This is a genomic window from Bifidobacterium sp. LH_416, from assembly GCF_056357055.1.
In genome coordinates this window covers 769166-783775 of sequence record NZ_JBKEVJ010000001.1, presented here as the reverse complement: position 1 = coordinate 783775, position 14610 = coordinate 769166, and the positions used below count along the sequence as shown (strand labels likewise).

Annotated in this window: 13 protein-coding genes and 3 tRNA genes; 8 read left to right on the top strand and 8 right to left on the bottom strand. The window is 54.7% G+C overall.

All coding sequences use genetic code 11. The annotated features are described in order from the left end of the window. Positions 1-8: 8 nt before the first annotated feature. The 3 genes from AC1AY0_RS03430 to AC1AY0_RS03420 all read right to left on the bottom strand — a co-directional run bounded on the left by AC1AY0_RS03430 (position 9) and on the right by AC1AY0_RS03420 (position 2758). Positions 9-1376, bottom strand: coding sequence for a DUF2974 domain-containing protein (locus AC1AY0_RS03430; protein ID WP_476522921.1), 1368 nt, complete (start codon positions 1374-1376; stop codon positions 9-11). Positions 1377-1540: 164 nt separating this feature from the next. Then, positions 1541-2101, bottom strand: a complete 561-nt coding sequence (locus AC1AY0_RS03425) for a methylated-DNA--[protein]-cysteine S-methyltransferase (protein WP_476522920.1) — start codon at positions 2099-2101, stop codon at positions 1541-1543. Positions 2102-2197: 96 nt separating this feature from the next. Continuing rightward, positions 2198-2758, bottom strand: a complete 561-nt coding sequence (locus AC1AY0_RS03420; protein WP_476522919.1) for an NADPH-dependent FMN reductase — start codon at positions 2756-2758, stop codon at positions 2198-2200. A 334-nt stretch (positions 2759-3092) separates the two neighbouring features. Between AC1AY0_RS03420 and AC1AY0_RS03415 the strand changes: the two genes are divergently transcribed. The 3 genes from AC1AY0_RS03415 (at position 3093) to AC1AY0_RS03405 (ending at position 3383) form a co-directional block, all read left to right on the top strand. Next, a tRNA-Gly gene (locus tag AC1AY0_RS03415) sits at positions 3093-3165 on the top strand. Between the two features lie 31 nt (positions 3166-3196). Continuing rightward, positions 3197-3268: transfer RNA gene (locus AC1AY0_RS03410), tRNA-Val, on the top strand. A 42-nt stretch (positions 3269-3310) separates the two neighbouring features. Beyond that, positions 3311-3383 (top strand) — tRNA-Val (locus AC1AY0_RS03405). Between the two features lie 73 nt (positions 3384-3456). On the opposite strand, the gene AC1AY0_RS03400 is transcribed toward AC1AY0_RS03405, so the two are convergent. Next, positions 3457-4686: an esterase/lipase family protein gene (locus AC1AY0_RS03400; RefSeq protein ID WP_476525807.1), complete on the bottom strand. Its 1230-nt coding sequence runs from the start codon at positions 4684-4686 to the stop codon at positions 3457-3459. A 71-nt stretch (positions 4687-4757) separates the two neighbouring features. Here AC1AY0_RS03400 and AC1AY0_RS03395 point away from each other — a divergent pair, with 71 nt between their 5' ends. Continuing rightward, positions 4758-5408 carry an HAD-IA family hydrolase gene (locus AC1AY0_RS03395; RefSeq protein WP_476522917.1) on the top strand — a complete coding sequence of 217 codons (651 nt, stop codon included), beginning with the start codon at positions 4758-4760 and terminating at the stop codon, positions 5406-5408. 123 nt (positions 5409-5531) lie between these two features. Here AC1AY0_RS03395 and AC1AY0_RS03390 read toward each other — a convergent pair whose 3' ends face one another. Together AC1AY0_RS03390 and AC1AY0_RS03385 are read right to left on the bottom strand one after the other, a co-directional pair. Beyond that, the gene (locus AC1AY0_RS03390) at positions 5532-7055 is read right to left on the bottom strand and encodes an amino acid permease (protein WP_476522916.1); all 1524 of its coding nucleotides are present in this window, start codon (positions 7053-7055) and stop codon (positions 5532-5534) included. A 74-nt stretch (positions 7056-7129) separates the two neighbouring features. Next, positions 7130-8272, bottom strand: a complete 1143-nt coding sequence (locus tag AC1AY0_RS03385; RefSeq protein WP_476522915.1) for an AAA family ATPase — start codon at positions 8270-8272, stop codon at positions 7130-7132. 252 nt (positions 8273-8524) lie between these two features. Between AC1AY0_RS03385 and AC1AY0_RS03380 the strand changes: the two genes are divergently transcribed. Further along, positions 8525-9799, top strand: a complete 1275-nt coding sequence (locus AC1AY0_RS03380; RefSeq protein WP_476522914.1) for an MFS transporter — start codon at positions 8525-8527, stop codon at positions 9797-9799. A 71-nt stretch (positions 9800-9870) separates the two neighbouring features. Beyond that, a complete protein-coding gene (locus AC1AY0_RS03375) occupies positions 9871-10236 on the top strand; it encodes a VOC family protein (RefSeq protein WP_476522913.1) in 366 nt (121 codons plus the stop codon). A gap of 104 nt (positions 10237-10340) precedes the next feature. Here AC1AY0_RS03375 and AC1AY0_RS03370 read toward each other — a convergent pair whose 3' ends face one another. Beyond that, positions 10341-11357 carry a PfkB family carbohydrate kinase gene (locus tag AC1AY0_RS03370; protein WP_476522912.1) on the bottom strand — a complete coding sequence of 339 codons (1017 nt, stop codon included), beginning with the start codon at positions 11355-11357 and terminating at the stop codon, positions 10341-10343. A gap of 168 nt (positions 11358-11525) precedes the next feature. Then, positions 11526-12212: a LysE/ArgO family amino acid transporter gene (locus AC1AY0_RS03365; protein WP_476522911.1), complete on the bottom strand. Its 687-nt coding sequence runs from the start codon at positions 12210-12212 to the stop codon at positions 11526-11528. 271 nt (positions 12213-12483) lie between these two features. Here AC1AY0_RS03365 and AC1AY0_RS03360 point away from each other — a divergent pair, with 271 nt between their 5' ends. Both AC1AY0_RS03360 and rpmB read left to right on the top strand, forming a co-directional pair. Next, positions 12484-13953, top strand: a complete 1470-nt coding sequence (locus AC1AY0_RS03360; RefSeq protein ID WP_476522910.1) for an aminotransferase-like domain-containing protein — start codon at positions 12484-12486, stop codon at positions 13951-13953. A 221-nt stretch (positions 13954-14174) separates the two neighbouring features. Continuing rightward, a complete protein-coding gene (rpmB, locus tag AC1AY0_RS03355; RefSeq protein WP_476522909.1) occupies positions 14175-14369 on the top strand; it encodes a 50S ribosomal protein L28 in 195 nt (64 codons plus the stop codon). The last annotated feature ends 241 nt before the right edge of the window (positions 14370-14610 follow it).

Below are 14610 nucleotides of genomic sequence, written 5' to 3'. Positions count from 1 at the left end.
TGTGTACGTTATTGCGCGGCTGGTTGTTGGGTTTCAGGCGCAGGGGCGGAATCGGCTGCTGGAGTCTGCGATGCTGGAGTCTGTGCCGTTGATGTTGGTGATGGCGATGCTGGCGTTTGCGCCGTTGCCGTGCGCTTCGACTTGGTCATGGAAGCGCGGAACAAAATCATCAATGCAGACGTCAAATGACGGCGATCCTCAGGTGTAAGACCCACAAAGGCTCCCAGCATAGAAGGAATCGAAGCAGGGAATTTGCTCATCATCTCACTGAAACTGCTGGCCCCAGTAGCGTGCAGAACAGTGAACAAAGCGTCGACTGCGCGCTCGCGCTGCTCAGTAGTCAGATTCGTTATCCACTGATTCAGTTCCTCGTTGAACAGTTGAGAACTCGAGCTCACATCAGGCTCGGTGACGAATGCATCGCCATCCACCTGCCAGGTATAGGCGGAATGCTGCATAATGCCTTCCGAATCAGAAGCCACCACGCGGCAAGGTTCCGGCGTATCGAAAATCATGCCCACAATCGAAGAGCTTGGCACAATCTTCGTCACCTTCGGCTGAATAGCCAGATAGGCAGGGCTGGCCACCACATACGAAGGAAACCCAGGACTGTCCAGCGAATACACATGCTGAATGCGGCGCTGCACATTGGCTTCGGCGTTCATCGCCGCATAAATAGCCAGATTGCCGCCTTTAGAATGCCCCACAAGAATAATCGGCCCAGCCCATAGCCGTGCAACCGTATCCAAATAGGCGCTCGCAGCACGTTGAGCCGGAACCGGGTACTGGAACGTCATGTTGAAATCTTCCTTCCAGCCGATGAGGGAATCATCGGTGCCGCGGAAGGAAATCACCAGCGTGCCTTTATGCGTTGGATTGCGGCGGTTGCGGCCGTCCGGCAACTGGAAAGTCGCGGCAGCAAACTGCGTTTGTTCGCCGCGGTTGACATGCTCCACTACTGCGCCAAGCTGAATATCGCGGAAGCGAGACGATTCGGCACATGCCTGGAATAAAGTATGCGTCAGATGAGGGTCGATGACGGAAATTACTTGCGGCTCATGAGACTTATCACCATCGGGAGTGCCGAGCGAATGGTGCAGTTCTTCATTCGCCTCAGCAAGACTGACCGATTCAAGGGCCGGATGCCACAGGTTTTTGAGCCACATGAGCGGATGTTTCGGCTCAAAAGCGCGCAGGCGTGATGCGAATGAGCGCCCTGATTGCTGCGGCTGAGTTTCATCCAGCATAAGCGTGGGGCTGATACTGGCCACATCTTCGTAAATCAGCGTGGCAATGATAAGCGCATCAACTTCATTGAACGCCAGCTCGGTGAACGGGCGTTCCTCGGTGTGCACGTAGTCAATGATGTCGCTCATGCCGTGCCCTCCTTGGTGATGCGTACCGTTGCTGCCTATTATTCACTCTTAAAATCAAAATATTACGATTTTGCTGGTTGAATCTTGCGGCGAGTGCTCCCACGGCGAACAGCGCAATGGGTTTTCCCATCATTTTTAGCGATGATGTTGGGTGTGGGCAATGTTTAGCCGAGGTTGAATCGGGAGAGATCTACGCCTTCATGCTCGAGTAGTTCGGCCTTAACGTCTAGACGGCCCCCATATCCACCGAATGATCGGCCTGATCCGACTACGCGGTGGCATGGCACAATAATCGTGATTGGATTGTGCTTTACCGCGCCGCCTACCGCCTGAGCAGCCATGCGGCCGCCGCCGCGTCGTTCGGCAAGCTCAGCGGCGAGCTCGCCGTAACTTACGGTTTGACCATAAGGAATCTCAGCGACCAGTTGCCAGACTTCATGCTGGAAAGGTGTGCCATGTGCTGCAAGTGGGGGAGTGACGTCAATGCTTGGGCGCTCGCCGGCAAAATAAGCGTCGAGCCATGTGCGGGTCTGTTGGAATACTGGCAAGTCGGGGTCTGCTACGGCATTTGCTACTGTGTCTGCGGTTTCTGAAGGTTGTGCCCACCACCAATCTTCCAAGCAAAGTTCGGTGAGTGATATGCCGTCCGAAGCCATTATCATTTGGCCGATTGGCGTTTCGGCGGTGGCTCGAAACACTGAGGAAGACTGTGGCAATTGTGTCATGCGTCCATTATTGTTCATATTCCGCACGTAATAAGAAAATCCCTGTCAGTCAGTGACTGGCAGGGATTCCTATGTGTTGCTTTATAAAGCTATTGCTCACGCCTCAACGAACTTGAGGAAAGCGTCAGCTTCGGCGCCCAGCTTAGCCTTGTCGTCGTCAGACAGGTTCAGCTCGCCGGTGCCCCAAGACTCAGGAGCCAGGGTGAAGCCAGCCTGCTCGTCAACCGGCAGCAGCTCAGCCTTGTTGAAGCCCAGAACCTCGTTGAGCTTGGCGCGGGTGCCAGCACCAGCGGACTGGCCGGCCACGGAGGAGATGGCAACCTTCTTGCCAGCCAGCACGGAAGCGGATTCAGCCGGGAACGGCTCCAGCGGGCGGGACAGCCAATCCAGCAGGTTCTTCAGCACGCCCGGGTAGCTGTAGTTGTACTCAGGGGAGAAGATCCACACGCCATCGGCCTCAACAACAGCCTTGCGAGCAGCGTTCACGGCTGCCGGCGGGTTCGGGAACTCCACATCCTGATCGAAGAATGGAACATCGGTGTAGTCCAGGAACTCAACTTCAGCGCGATCGCCGATAAGAGCCTTGGCCTCCTCGGCCAGCTGGTGGTTGAAGCCGTTCTTGTGCAGGCTGCCCACAACAAACAGAAGCTTGGTCATTGCATCCCCTTTATGTTTGGTGCGAAACCCAGCTGATGATTCCAGCGGTATGCCGTTCGTGCAGCTGCGTTGCGCGGTACTTTAGGTGTTTACCACTCACTATTGTGCTCCGCTCTACCTGACAATGTCTTCGCGTTGAGCGTAGTGCTCGGCGTGTGTCGCCGTTGATGTGGTCAAAGCCACAAATGAACATATGTGAGGAGGGGTGTGTCGGTTCGCTGATGTGCGTCCGGCCAATATCAAAAACGTTGAAATTCTGCGGAGACACGCGGGGATGATGCATTTTTCCGCCAAATAGCGTATCTTATTCACCTGTTGCTTCAAAACAACATATGCGGACATAGCTTAGTTGGTAAAGCGCAACCTTGCCAAGGTTGAGACCGCGGGTTCGAGTCCCGTTGTCCGCTCTCTTTTTGCCGGAAGGCTGAAGGATGACCCGGGCGGTTGGCGCAGTGGTAGCGCACTTCCCTGACACGGAAGGGGTCACAAGTTCGAATCTTGTATCGCCCACTCGCATAAGACCGGCTTTATGCCGGTTTTTCTATGCAGACCGGGCGATTGGCGCAGCGGCTAGCGCACTTCGTTCACACCGAAGGGGTCGTAGGTTCGATTCCTACATCGCCCACCCTTCGTATCCCGCCAGTTTCGGCGGGATTTTTTGTTTTCCGCCAGTGCTCGATTGTGTGTCCGCTACCGCCCTACAGTCCGCGTTGCTTCAGCGCTGCGACAATCTGCACATAGAACTCACGCACATCGAAACCGGGAATATTCTCACGGTTGAGATCAATCATGTCCGCATGAGAAATACCGCGCTTGCCATTGGGCTCAAGCCACGTGAATCGTTCTCCCCATGGGAATGACGGTTGCGCCACTAAGCCATCATTGGGCCCGTCGAACCATTTGACCAGCGGATACGTGAAGTTCAGTGGGAACTTACCGGTGGTGGCATGCGCAAGTTTGGAACCTACACTTTGGCAAACAATGCCGGCGAATGGGCCGGCAAGAGCCGCAGAGCCACTGAGCTCATTCCCATCGCCAATCTCAGCATTCAGCCGTGCACAGCCAGCTTGAGTCAAATCATGTACAGCAGCCATAAAATCAGGCTTCACATCGCCAAGTCGTGAGGCCGCCGCGTTATACGTGGCCTCCACTTGCTGCTGAACGGGTAGAGGAATCTTCTCCAGCAAATAATCCGCAAAACCACATCCGCGGTGAGGTGTGTTGATAGTGGTCAGCGAGGCAACATACGGGGCAGCTCCACAGCGGGCGATGGCGTATCGCATATCAAGACCGCCCTTGGAATGTGCGATAACGTTCACCTTGCCGCAGCCGGTTTGGGCAACAATCTGACGAATTCGCTCTGTAAGCTCACGTGCGGCATCTGGCACAGAAGCTGCGGACTGATGGTTGCCATAGAAGATCGTGGCACCATTGCGTTGCAGTTCGGCGGGAATGCGGCCCCAATAATTCAGCACATTGGTGTCGCGGAAGAAAACGCCATGCACGAGCAGCACAGGGTATCGCGTGGCGCAAATGCGCGCTGCAGCTCGGGAGCGATTGAGTTGCTCTTTGGCACTCTCAAATCGGACTTCTTCGTCTACTGTGCGGATGATAAGTCGCAGTGCAATAAGATTTGCTATCGGAATCCAGCCGCACAGTACGCCGATAACGCGGATTTTGATGCCGAGCTGCACGGACGTGACGTAAACGGTAATAATGCCAATCCAGAAGATGATGGATTCGATGATGATGGTAGCGGCGAGCGCGATTGCCCAGACGGGCCAGCCGGTGTTCCAGACTGCAGGCCAGCCGGTGGCGAGCATGGTGATTAGGGAAGTGCCAAGTGCAATGGTGGCGATAAGTGTGGTCCACCAGAATATCTTGAGCATGATGACGCCAAAATGGCATGCGCTAATGCGACCGGTCATACAACTTATGGTAGAGCTGTCTCTACCCTCAGTTCACACAGTGAGGATTATTGTGCGGTAGATTACCGTTTATGGCTCGCTATTCCGATGTTATTTTCGATTTCTGTGATGTTTTGGTTGATTGGAAACCTCAGGTGCCGTTGGAGGGGCAGGTTTCGGCGGCAGTAATGAGCCGTTTATTCGATCGCAATGACCCGTATGGTTTCTGGCATTACGATGAGCTCTCGGATTTGGGCTGGAGCGAAGAGCGGGTTTTGGCTGACTATGCCGAGCATCATGGTTTGACTGTGGCTGCTGCTGACGGGCAGGACGGAACGGGACTGGATGCTTCGGCGCTCGAGGCATTCCGCCTTTACTTTGATCGGCAAAAACTGGCATTGGTCGGCATGCTTCCGGGCATGCCTGAGATCCTCGAGGATCTGAATGCGGCTGGCGTGCGCTGCTGGGGTTTGACCAATTTCACGGTCAAATACGTGGAAGCGGCCCGTGCAATGTTCCCGGCACTGCAGCTGCTCAACGATGTAGTGGTTTCCAGTGCTGAAGAGATTCACAAGCCCGATCTTGAAATTTTCCAGCGCGCCATTGCGCGATTCGGCGTGAATCCGGCCCGTACTGCATTCGTGGACGATAAACCGTGGAATGCTGAAGCTGGCACTGCAGCCGGACTTCACGGTATTCGTTTCACTGATGCTGCTTCATTGCGAGCCCAGCTATTTGCATAATTATTATTTCCTCGCATTCCTTTGCCTCTGGCTTCTTTGACAGAGACGAAAGGAATATTGATTGAGGAGTTCGGAACATGCGAGGTTATAGTTCCGAACTCCCTGCAGGGCGGCTGTACGGCTTTATGGCAGCTGAAGTGGCGTATCTTCTTCGAGAGGATGACTCTTCCGCCACCAACGCTGCACAAAATACGCGCCATAGCACAACACGATAAACACCAGCTCCGCTACCAATGCGAACCGCTGCTCCTTGTCAAAGAAGACCAGCAGGAACGAGGCGGTGCACAGGATGAACGCGCCCCAGGAGGTCCACGGATAGCCAGGAGTGCGGTACTTCAGCTCCTCAGTAGTGTGGCCCGAGGCGATCCAACGCTTACGGAACACGATCTGGCAGTAGGCGATGGCGATCCATACCACCACGGCGGACAAGCCGGAGAGCGCCACCAGCACCAGATACACAGTGGACGCGGCAACCACGGAAGAGAGCAGAGCCAGCAAGCCACCAGCCATCGCAGTGCAGAGTGCCAGCACCGGTACACCATGACGGTTGGTTTTGGCAAACCAGCGCGGAATCATGCCTTCGTGACCCATCGACCACACCATACGTGTGGAAGCGTAGAGACCGGAGTTGGAGGCGGAGAGCACAGCGGTCAGCACCACGAAGTTCATAATGTCAGCAGCGTACGGAATGCCGATGGAGCTGAACACCAGCACGAACGGGCTTTCGCCCACACCGGCCTGACGCCACGGAATCAAGGCGCACATCACCACGATGGAGCCGATGAAGAACAGTACCAAACGCCACAGCGTGGTGTGAATGGCCTTCGGCACAGCGGTCTCCGGATCACGCGTCTCACCAGCGGTCACGCCGATCAGCTCGGTGCCGGAGAAGGCGAAATTAACAGTCAGAATCGTGGCGAACACTGGCATGAAACCGTTCGGGAAGATGCCGTCTTTCACCAGATTGCCGAACATTGGGGCATGCGTATAGCCCTTCATCGGGATAATGCCGAAAATAGCGAGCAGACCAATCACAATGAATGCGCAGATGGCGAACACTTTGATGGACGCGAACCAGAATTCGGCCTCAGCGAAGAACCGCACAGATAGAGCGTTCAGCGTAAAGATAAGCACAATGCAGGCCGCCGACCATGCCCAAGTAGGCGTATCCGGGAACCATCGCTGCATCAATAGGCCGGCTGCCGTGAATTCTGAGCCGAGCGCCACCGTCCATGTCATCCAATATTGAATGGCGATCACGAAGCCAGTGCCGGGGCCAATGAACTTTTCAGCGTACACATGGAACGAGCCGGTCACTGGCATGGCCACGGAAAGTTCGCCAAGAGTCAGCATCACCAGGTAAACGATGACCGCGCCAATGGCGTACGCCAGAATGGTGCCAATCGGGCCAGCCTGCTGAATCGTGTATCCGGAGCTTAAAAACAGACCGGTACCAATCACGCCGCCGAGCGAAATCATTTGAAGATGGCGGGATTCCATGCCGCGCTTCAGGTTCGTGTGCAGCGCGTGCTTGGTGTGCTTGTCGCTGATATGGTTCGGCTCAGTGCCGGTATCGGTGGGGCCAGTGCTCTTGTCGGACTGTGCGGACGGCGACTGCACCGCCTGGTTGGTCTCGGGTTGACTCATGTTGCTCTCTCTGACATGCGTGCGTTCCGTAAATGGCCGCGCAATACGGCCCGGAACAGTATACGCGTAAGGGGCTACGCCGTTGGCGCGCCGTTCTCTATGCTGCCCATCACCAACGTCGCAGCATGCTCCTGTAGCCACTGGCGAAGATAAGGAATGGTGTAATCGACGTATCCGTATGAGGAAGCGTAAATGATGCCGGCCTGAATAAGCCGCTCACGGTAACGTCCTGCATATTGGAGATCTTTACCCATGCGCTGTGCAATATCGCCGGTTTTTGAAGGTCCTGAGTCTTGGGCCATGGCGAGTAGATATGTTTTATCCACGCTGGACAAATCCTCGATTGCAGGTTCGTGTACGGTGCCTCCCAGGCGAATACGCGCTGCTTCGGCACCTGCACGGGCGGCGTTGGCATCTATGGTGTCACCGGTTGCTTTGCGCCAGATGTTGTATCCAACAAGTTGCACCATGAATGGATAGCCGTGTGTTGATTCCGTTGCGATACGCAGTGCGTCTTCGGTAATCATGCGACCATTATCAGTGATGACACTTTCAAAAGCGTCGCTGACCAAATCTAAGGGAATGTCCGTTAGCTCAATGGGTGTTGCGCGTCGTAAAAAAGTGATGATATTGTCGTGTAGCAATGTAGATGTCATGCCAGGCAAGCCAGCGAATGCCACGGCGATGTTCCGGTCTTCTCTGATGAGGTGTTGAACGGCTGTAGCCAGTGCCCGTAATTCCGCAGGAGAAGCTCCTTGGGTTTCATCGATGGTAATGAGCAATCCGCGATCGTTATGTCGTTTACTGATGTGATCAATGTACTCGGTCAGAGTGGTTCGCAAGGTAAGTGGAAGAGTCTGTTCATTAAACTCCACCTTGCCTAAAGCGGCGCTGCCTAACCCATCAATGCCGATGCTGGGAAACTCCACGGATTTTACGCTGCGCGACTGTGACGCCCGCAAAGTGAGAATAAGATTGTTGACAAAACCGGGCGTGGCCGTTTCATCGATGACTTCCCAGTGATGTTGATGTGCCCTTTTGCCGAGGGCATTGAGTAGTACGGTTTTCCCGGAGCCTCGGCTTCCAGTGATGCGTAGAAGACGGTTAGGGGAGCCGGGGCCAGAGACCAATGATTCTTCAAATTCATCAAGCGTGGCATCTCGACCAACAAGATAAGGAGGGTTTGCTCCTGCGGATGGCCTGAACGGATTAATCATAATGTCTCTTTCTCCCTGATGTGTTTTATCTTTTCATATCCTTGTTTATCCTTTTTTATCTTTGTATATCTTTTTCTATCTTTTCATATTCTTGTTTATAGTGAGCGTCATACCAGTGTTTGCAATGGCGAGGCTTGTATCGCGTGGTGCCATTTCATCGGGATTGTTCACGTTCCGTTCAACTAAAACGGCGCTGTGCTGGCGCTTGGCGCTTTTACGATTGATTCAGTTGTGAACTTGTGAGGAGATTATATGAGCGCTGCCAGCACTGTGGCACAGCCATCGAATGGCAAACTGTCTGCCCGCGAAAAGAAGTGGATTGTCTACGATGTGGGCAACTCGGCATTCGTGCTGCTTTCCACGGCGGTTATCCCGATTTATGCGAAGTCGCTGATGCCTTCGGACGGCAATATTGTGTCCGCTTGGGGCTATGCGCAAACCATCGCTTCGTTGGTGATTGCCTTGCTGATGCCATTGCTCGGTTCCATTGCCGACGTTCAGGGTATGAAGATCAAGTTCTTCCTTGGATTCTTCGGCACTGGCGTGGTGATGTGCTGCGCGATGGCGCTGCCGCTGACTTGGCTGCCGTTCCTCGTGGTGTACGTGCTGGCCACGATTGGCCTTAACGGTTCACTGACGTTCTATGATTCGATGCTTATTGACACCACCACCAACGAGCGTATGGATAAGGTTTCCTCGCACGGCTATGGCTGGGGATACGTCGGTTCCACTGTGCCATTCATCGTCTGCATTGCGCTGATTTTCGGCGGTCCTGCGCTGTTTGGTTGGTCGACTGTTGCCTGCACGCGCGCCTCGTTCGTGATTACTGCGGTGTGGTGGGTGGCGTTCACTGTGCCGCTGATCACCAGCTATCGTCAAGTGCATTATCGTGCTACTCGTGAGCATGCGCGCGAAGCCATTCGCGGTACCTTCAGCGAACTTGGTTCCACGTTCGGCAAGATTGTGAAGAACAAGCCGTTGTGGATGTTCATGATTGCGTTCTTCTTCTACATCGACGCTGTGAACACGGTGATTTCGATGAGCACCTCGTATGGCACGCAGCTCGGCATTGATTCCACGCAGCTGGTGGTGGCTCTGCTGGTTACGCAGTTCGTGGCCTTCCCGTGCGCGATTCTGTACGGCCGCTTGGCTGGTCGTTTTGGCTGCAAACCGATGATTACCGCGGCTGTGGTGGCTTACATGGGCATCGTGTTCTTTGCCACGTTCTTCCTGAAGTCTGCGGTTGAGTTCTGGATTCTTGCGATTCTGGTGGGCATGTTCCAGGGTGGTATCCAGGCGCTGTCCCGCTCGTACTACGGCAAGATCATCCCGAAGGATCACGCCAACGAATACTACGGTTTCTACGATATCTTCGGCAAGACTGCCTCGATTCTGGGCACGTTCTTGGTGGCCACCACTACGAGCTTGACCGGCAACGCGAGTGTCGGTGTGCTGTCCATCGCCATTCTGCTGGTCGTGGCCCTTGTCTTCCTCCTCCTCCAAAAGGATCCGACGAAAACGGCGTGACCCACTACACTAGATATGGTGGTCAGGTTGGCTTATGAGATTCGTGGGCCAATTGCAGCAAGGAGGTTGCCATGATTGATCATGTTGGATTGTTTGTAAAGGATGCTAACGAACGTGCCGCCTTCTATGAGAAGCTGCTGGCTCCGCTGGGATATGCGAAGGTATGTGATTTCCCGGGTGCTGTGTGCTTCGCCAATGAGAAGGATGGCGACAGTGTGTGGCTGGAATCCCCGAAGGATGGTAATCCGGTGATTCCTACTCATGTGGCCTTCCATGCGGCTAGTGAAGATGTGGTCAAGGCGTTCCACGCGGCTGGTTTGGCAGCAGGCGGCGTTGATAATGGTCAGCCTGGTCCGCGCCCGAACTATAGCCCGACATATTATGCCGCGTTCATCCATGATCCGGATGGCAACAATATCGAGGCTTGCCTGCAATAGTCAGTAAGTCATGAAAATAAATAGGCTGGTTATCGATGGTTCTGCGCCATCGATAACCAGCCTATTTTCGTATTATGCCTGATTGCCGAATCAGCTTTGTTCGGTCAGCTTTTCAGCAAAGCAACGGCCTCGTCATAATCAGGGCACTGCGGCACGCCATTGACGCTGCGGGAGATAGCGATAGAGGTTGCAGCATTCGCCAGTTTGACCGCATCCGCAAGTTCGCGACCCTCGGCCAGCATCGCACACATCACGCCGGTATGGCAGCCGCCTGCCGAACGGGTGTGCACGGCCTTGGTGGGGAAGCCGGTGATATGCATGGTTTCGCCACCTGGCTCGCGCACCCAGGCACCCAGCGAACCAACGCGCACTACCAGCGGGGCGCGCAATGTGGTGCCAAGTCCTTCACAGAGCTGATGCATGAAATCATCCAAGCCGCCGCCGATAGTGACTTTGCTATCGTCAATCGGCGCGCCAAGACGCTCAGCCAGTGTCATGGCTTCCTGACGGTTGCAGGACCAAATCGGGCGGGCTAACACCAGGTCTTCGAGCATGTGGTCGTTCACGAGCCGCAGCGTATTGGTGGGGTTAATGACCAGTGCATAATCGCGCGTGGCCGGATCGGTTCCTGCGCGCAGCAAGAAGTTATCTACGCCGGCTGCCGTATGGTCCATCAGAGTATTGCCGCTGATATGCACCACATCATGATTTTGAGGCTCCAGCATCACAAACGTATCAGCGTCACCGTGAGCTTCGGCACCATATGAGGCGATAAAGGTTTTCTTTGGTGCTCCCGAGCTCAGCACTACGCGGAATCCGGAATCTTCATCCAATCGATCCTGGCCAACATGAGTAATGCCGTTGTCTTGGAATGATTGGCGAATGAAATTAGCCCACAGCCCGTTGCCGAGAATGCCAGCATGCTCAGCCTGCATGCCCATGCGGCTAACGGCTTCCAAAACACGGTAGCTGCCGCCGATCGCCGGCTTGGGGTGGTCGGCTACGGCGAATCCGCCCTGGGGTGGTATGTCATCCACGTTCATCATGATGTCTACCCACACCTGCCCCAGCGAAATCACACTTGGCTGGTGGGTGCCAATACCTCGTCTGAGATCCAACATTGCGGTCTCCTTCGTTGCTTAAGGTCAGATAGCCCCTTCGCTCTCTGTTCTTATAACGAATTATATGAGAGCGCGCTGGAATGGAAACGGACAGACGCGCTGAATTTATTGGATAAGGTGTATGGTTCAGCGGTGTTTCAGGGGAATTTCAGGGAGCTGCTGCTGGGCTTACAGCAGGGCAAAAGCAAAGTCCACCAGCAGTTTGATGCCATATAACGTAATGACTCCGCCGCACACACGGTTCAGAATCTCAATAATCTTTGGGCTGAATTTATGCGCGAAGGCGTTGACGATCAGCGTGATGCCAAGGAACCAGAACACAGAAGCGGTTTCCACTCCGGTGATAAACGGGGTGGTCTGCTGTGCGTTCAGTGTGGCGGCAAACGCGCCGAGCATCAATGTGCCGTCGATGATGGCCTGTGGGTTGAACCAGGTTACGGCGCAGGCGGTGCCGATGGTATCCAGTAAGCCGCGCATGCCGAGATGCTTAGCCGGAGCAGACTGTGCGTTGGCGTTGGCTGTGGCCGCGCTGCTCGGAGCGGGCACAGCCTCGTTGTTTGCAGAGGTGCTACTCACACGCTTCGGCAGTACCAGGCCCATGCCGATGCGCACCACAACCAGTCCGCCTAGTCCCAGCACAATGGTCTCCAGCCACGGGTGTGCCTGCATCAATACTCCGATGCCGAAGAAGCAGGAGAGCGAAAGCGCCATGTCGAAGAAGATGACGATAAAAGCGGTAATAACAGCATTGCGACGCGTGCGAGTCAGCGCCGAATTGATGACGAACAGATTCTGCATGCCAATGGGGGCAACGTATGCCAGTCCCAAAGTCAATCCTTGAATATACAGACCCATGATGCTTCCTCTGCTCTGTTCTCTATTTGGTTGGTTGATAGTCACCCAACCAAAACCAACCAAATAGTATTGCTGTGTTATTTGTTATCTGTTTGGAATTAGTGGATAAATCGCTATTTTCCAATGCTGTTGCTCTATGATATGCAGTAGATTATGTTGAGCAACCAGCCAAATGCTGATAATGATAGCCAACCAAATATGATGACATGGTTGGGTATTGGTTTAGCGCTGTGATTTGCCGGCGATTTGCAGCACATGTTGGGAGGAGACTATGGCACGCACTGCGCCATTGGATATCGAATGGCGGCCTGATCGCTCCAGTGACAAGCCGATTACCGACCAGATCGTTGATTTCCTGTGCGAGCGCATCGCTTCCGGCGCATGGCCCATCGGCTCCAGACTGCCAAGTCAGCGTGCGATGGCCGAGAAATTCGGCGTGAACAGATCCACCGTCATCGCGGCGATCGAAGAACTTGCCGACTACGGCATTGTGGAAGGCTGCCATGGTGCGGGCACGCGCATTGTCAGTAATACATGGTCGTTGATGCTGTCCAGTGCGCCAGACTGGGCGGATTACGTATCGTCTGGCTTCTTCAAAGCGAACAATGCCACCATCCAAGCCATCAATCGGTTTGAATTCGACTCCGCCAAAGTGCGATTAGGAACCGGCGAGCTCGACCCGCGACTGTTTCCCCACGATATGTGGCGGCGCGTGGCAGGGCAGGCGGCTGAAGAAATCGATGCGCTCGGCTATCCGCCGCCTGAAGGATTGGATGTGCTGCGCGAGGCGATTGCCGTGCATATGCGGCAGTGGGGGATTGACTGCCGGCCGGAGCAGGTGCTGATTTCCTCCGGTGCACTGCAGGGCTTGCAAATGATTTCGGTGAGTCTGCTGTCTTCGGGCTCGACGGTGTACGCTGAGGCGCCCAGCTATATCAAATCGCTGCAAGTGTTCCAATCAGCGGGAATGAAGCTTGCCGGAGTGCCCATGGATGCTCAGGGATTGGATGTGGACGCATTGCGCGACGCTTTGCCGGACGCCACGCTGAGTGCTCAGGCGCGCGGTGGCGCGGTGCTGTACACCATTCCGACCAATCACAATCCAACAGGGCTTACGATGTCATTGCCGCGACGCCGCGCTTTGATGGAAACGTGCGCGGAGCGACGGTTGCCGGTTATTGAGGATTGCGCATATCAGGACTTGGTATTCGATGAAGAACCGGTGCAATCGTTGAAAACCTTTGATACCACTGGCATGGTGATCACTTTGGGCAGCGCTTCGAAATCATTGGCGCCGGGGCTGCGCATCGGCTGGATTGTGGCGGATGAGCGCATTGTGCATCGCTTGGCTGACGTCAAAATGCAGATGGATTATGGCGCGAGCACGCTCAGCCAATGGGTATTCGCGCGATTCCTGACTTCCGGGATGTATGCCGAATATTTAGACATGCTGCGCGCTGAACTGCGCCGCCGACGGGATGCGGCATTGGAAACCCTGGATCGATTGTTCGCAGGGCGTGCGCATTGGAATGTGCCGCGCGGCGGTTTCTATATTTGGTTGACATTCGAGGAACCTGTGAAGATGGGACGATTGTTCCAGCGTGCGCTCGAACACGATGTGTTGCTTAATCCAGGTGATATCTATGACTTCGAGAGCAATAACGCACTGCGGTTGAGCTATGCATATGTGACTCCTGAGGAGTTCTCTGCGGCTACAGCCACGCTTGCCGAGCTGGTGTGAGGGCTGATGGGATGCGCGTGTTGCGTGAATTCCAGTGCATGCTGTAGCGTAAGGGCGCAGACAAGCCGACAAGTCGCCATCGCTGCGGCATGATACACGCAAGGGTTGCGGTTGTCGGTATTGGGCTATATATTTGTGAAGTTGTGTGTTCGGCATGTCGGGCAAAACCGACGGTTGAACGCGTGAAAGACTTGAAACATCAAGGTTTAAGGGAGTCCATCATGGCAGCTCGTTGCGCAGTGTGCGGTAAGGGTCCGCAGACCGGTTACACCGTTTCCCATTCGCACCGTCGTACCAAGCGTAGCTTCCGCCCGAACCTGCAGTCTGTGCGCACCACGATCGACGGCGAGAACACTCGTCTGCGCGTGTGCGGCAAGTGCCTCAAGGCCGGCAAGGTTCAGCGCGTGGCCGCGTGAATCACGTACTAACGTATGCAAAACCCGCTTGAGCTTCGGCTCGGCGGGTTTTGTTTTTTAGTTTTGCGGTTTCTCGACTCTAAGACTGTCGGTTATAGGCCAAGACTGTCGGTTTTCCAACATTGACTGTAGGAGTTCCAACACTGACTGTCGGGAATCGAACACTGACTGTAGGGAATCCGACGAAAAACGTTGGAAAACCTACAGTTGGTGTTGGAAAACCTACAGTTGAAGTTGGATT

Coding starts and splice junctions, on each gene's coding strand:
- AC1AY0_RS03430 (WP_476522921.1), bottom strand. CDS start 1,376: ATGAGCGACATCATTGACTACGTGCACACCGAGGAACGCCCGTTCACC.
- AC1AY0_RS03425 (WP_476522920.1), bottom strand. CDS start 2,101: ATGACACAATTGCCACAGTCTTCCTCAGTGTTTCGAGCCACCGCCGAA.
- AC1AY0_RS03420 (WP_476522919.1), bottom strand. CDS start 2,758: ATGACCAAGCTTCTGTTTGTTGTGGGCAGCCTGCACAAGAACGGCTTC.
- AC1AY0_RS03400 (WP_476525807.1), bottom strand. CDS start 4,686: ATGACCGGTCGCATTAGCGCATGCCATTTTGGCGTCATCATGCTCAAG.
- AC1AY0_RS03395 (WP_476522917.1), top strand. CDS start 4,758: ATGGCTCGCTATTCCGATGTTATTTTCGATTTCTGTGATGTTTTGGTT.
- AC1AY0_RS03390 (WP_476522916.1), bottom strand. CDS start 7,055: ATGAGTCAACCCGAGACCAACCAGGCGGTGCAGTCGCCGTCCGCACAG.
- AC1AY0_RS03385 (WP_476522915.1), bottom strand. CDS start 8,272: ATGATTAATCCGTTCAGGCCATCCGCAGGAGCAAACCCTCCTTATCTT.
- AC1AY0_RS03380 (WP_476522914.1), top strand. CDS start 8,525: ATGAGCGCTGCCAGCACTGTGGCACAGCCATCGAATGGCAAACTGTCT.
- AC1AY0_RS03375 (WP_476522913.1), top strand. CDS start 9,871: ATGATTGATCATGTTGGATTGTTTGTAAAGGATGCTAACGAACGTGCC.
- AC1AY0_RS03370 (WP_476522912.1), bottom strand. CDS start 11,357: ATGTTGGATCTCAGACGAGGTATTGGCACCCACCAGCCAAGTGTGATT.
- AC1AY0_RS03365 (WP_476522911.1), bottom strand. CDS start 12,212: ATGGGTCTGTATATTCAAGGATTGACTTTGGGACTGGCATACGTTGCC.
- AC1AY0_RS03360 (WP_476522910.1), top strand. CDS start 12,484: ATGGCACGCACTGCGCCATTGGATATCGAATGGCGGCCTGATCGCTCC.
- rpmB (WP_476522909.1), top strand. CDS start 14,175: ATGGCAGCTCGTTGCGCAGTGTGCGGTAAGGGTCCGCAGACCGGTTAC.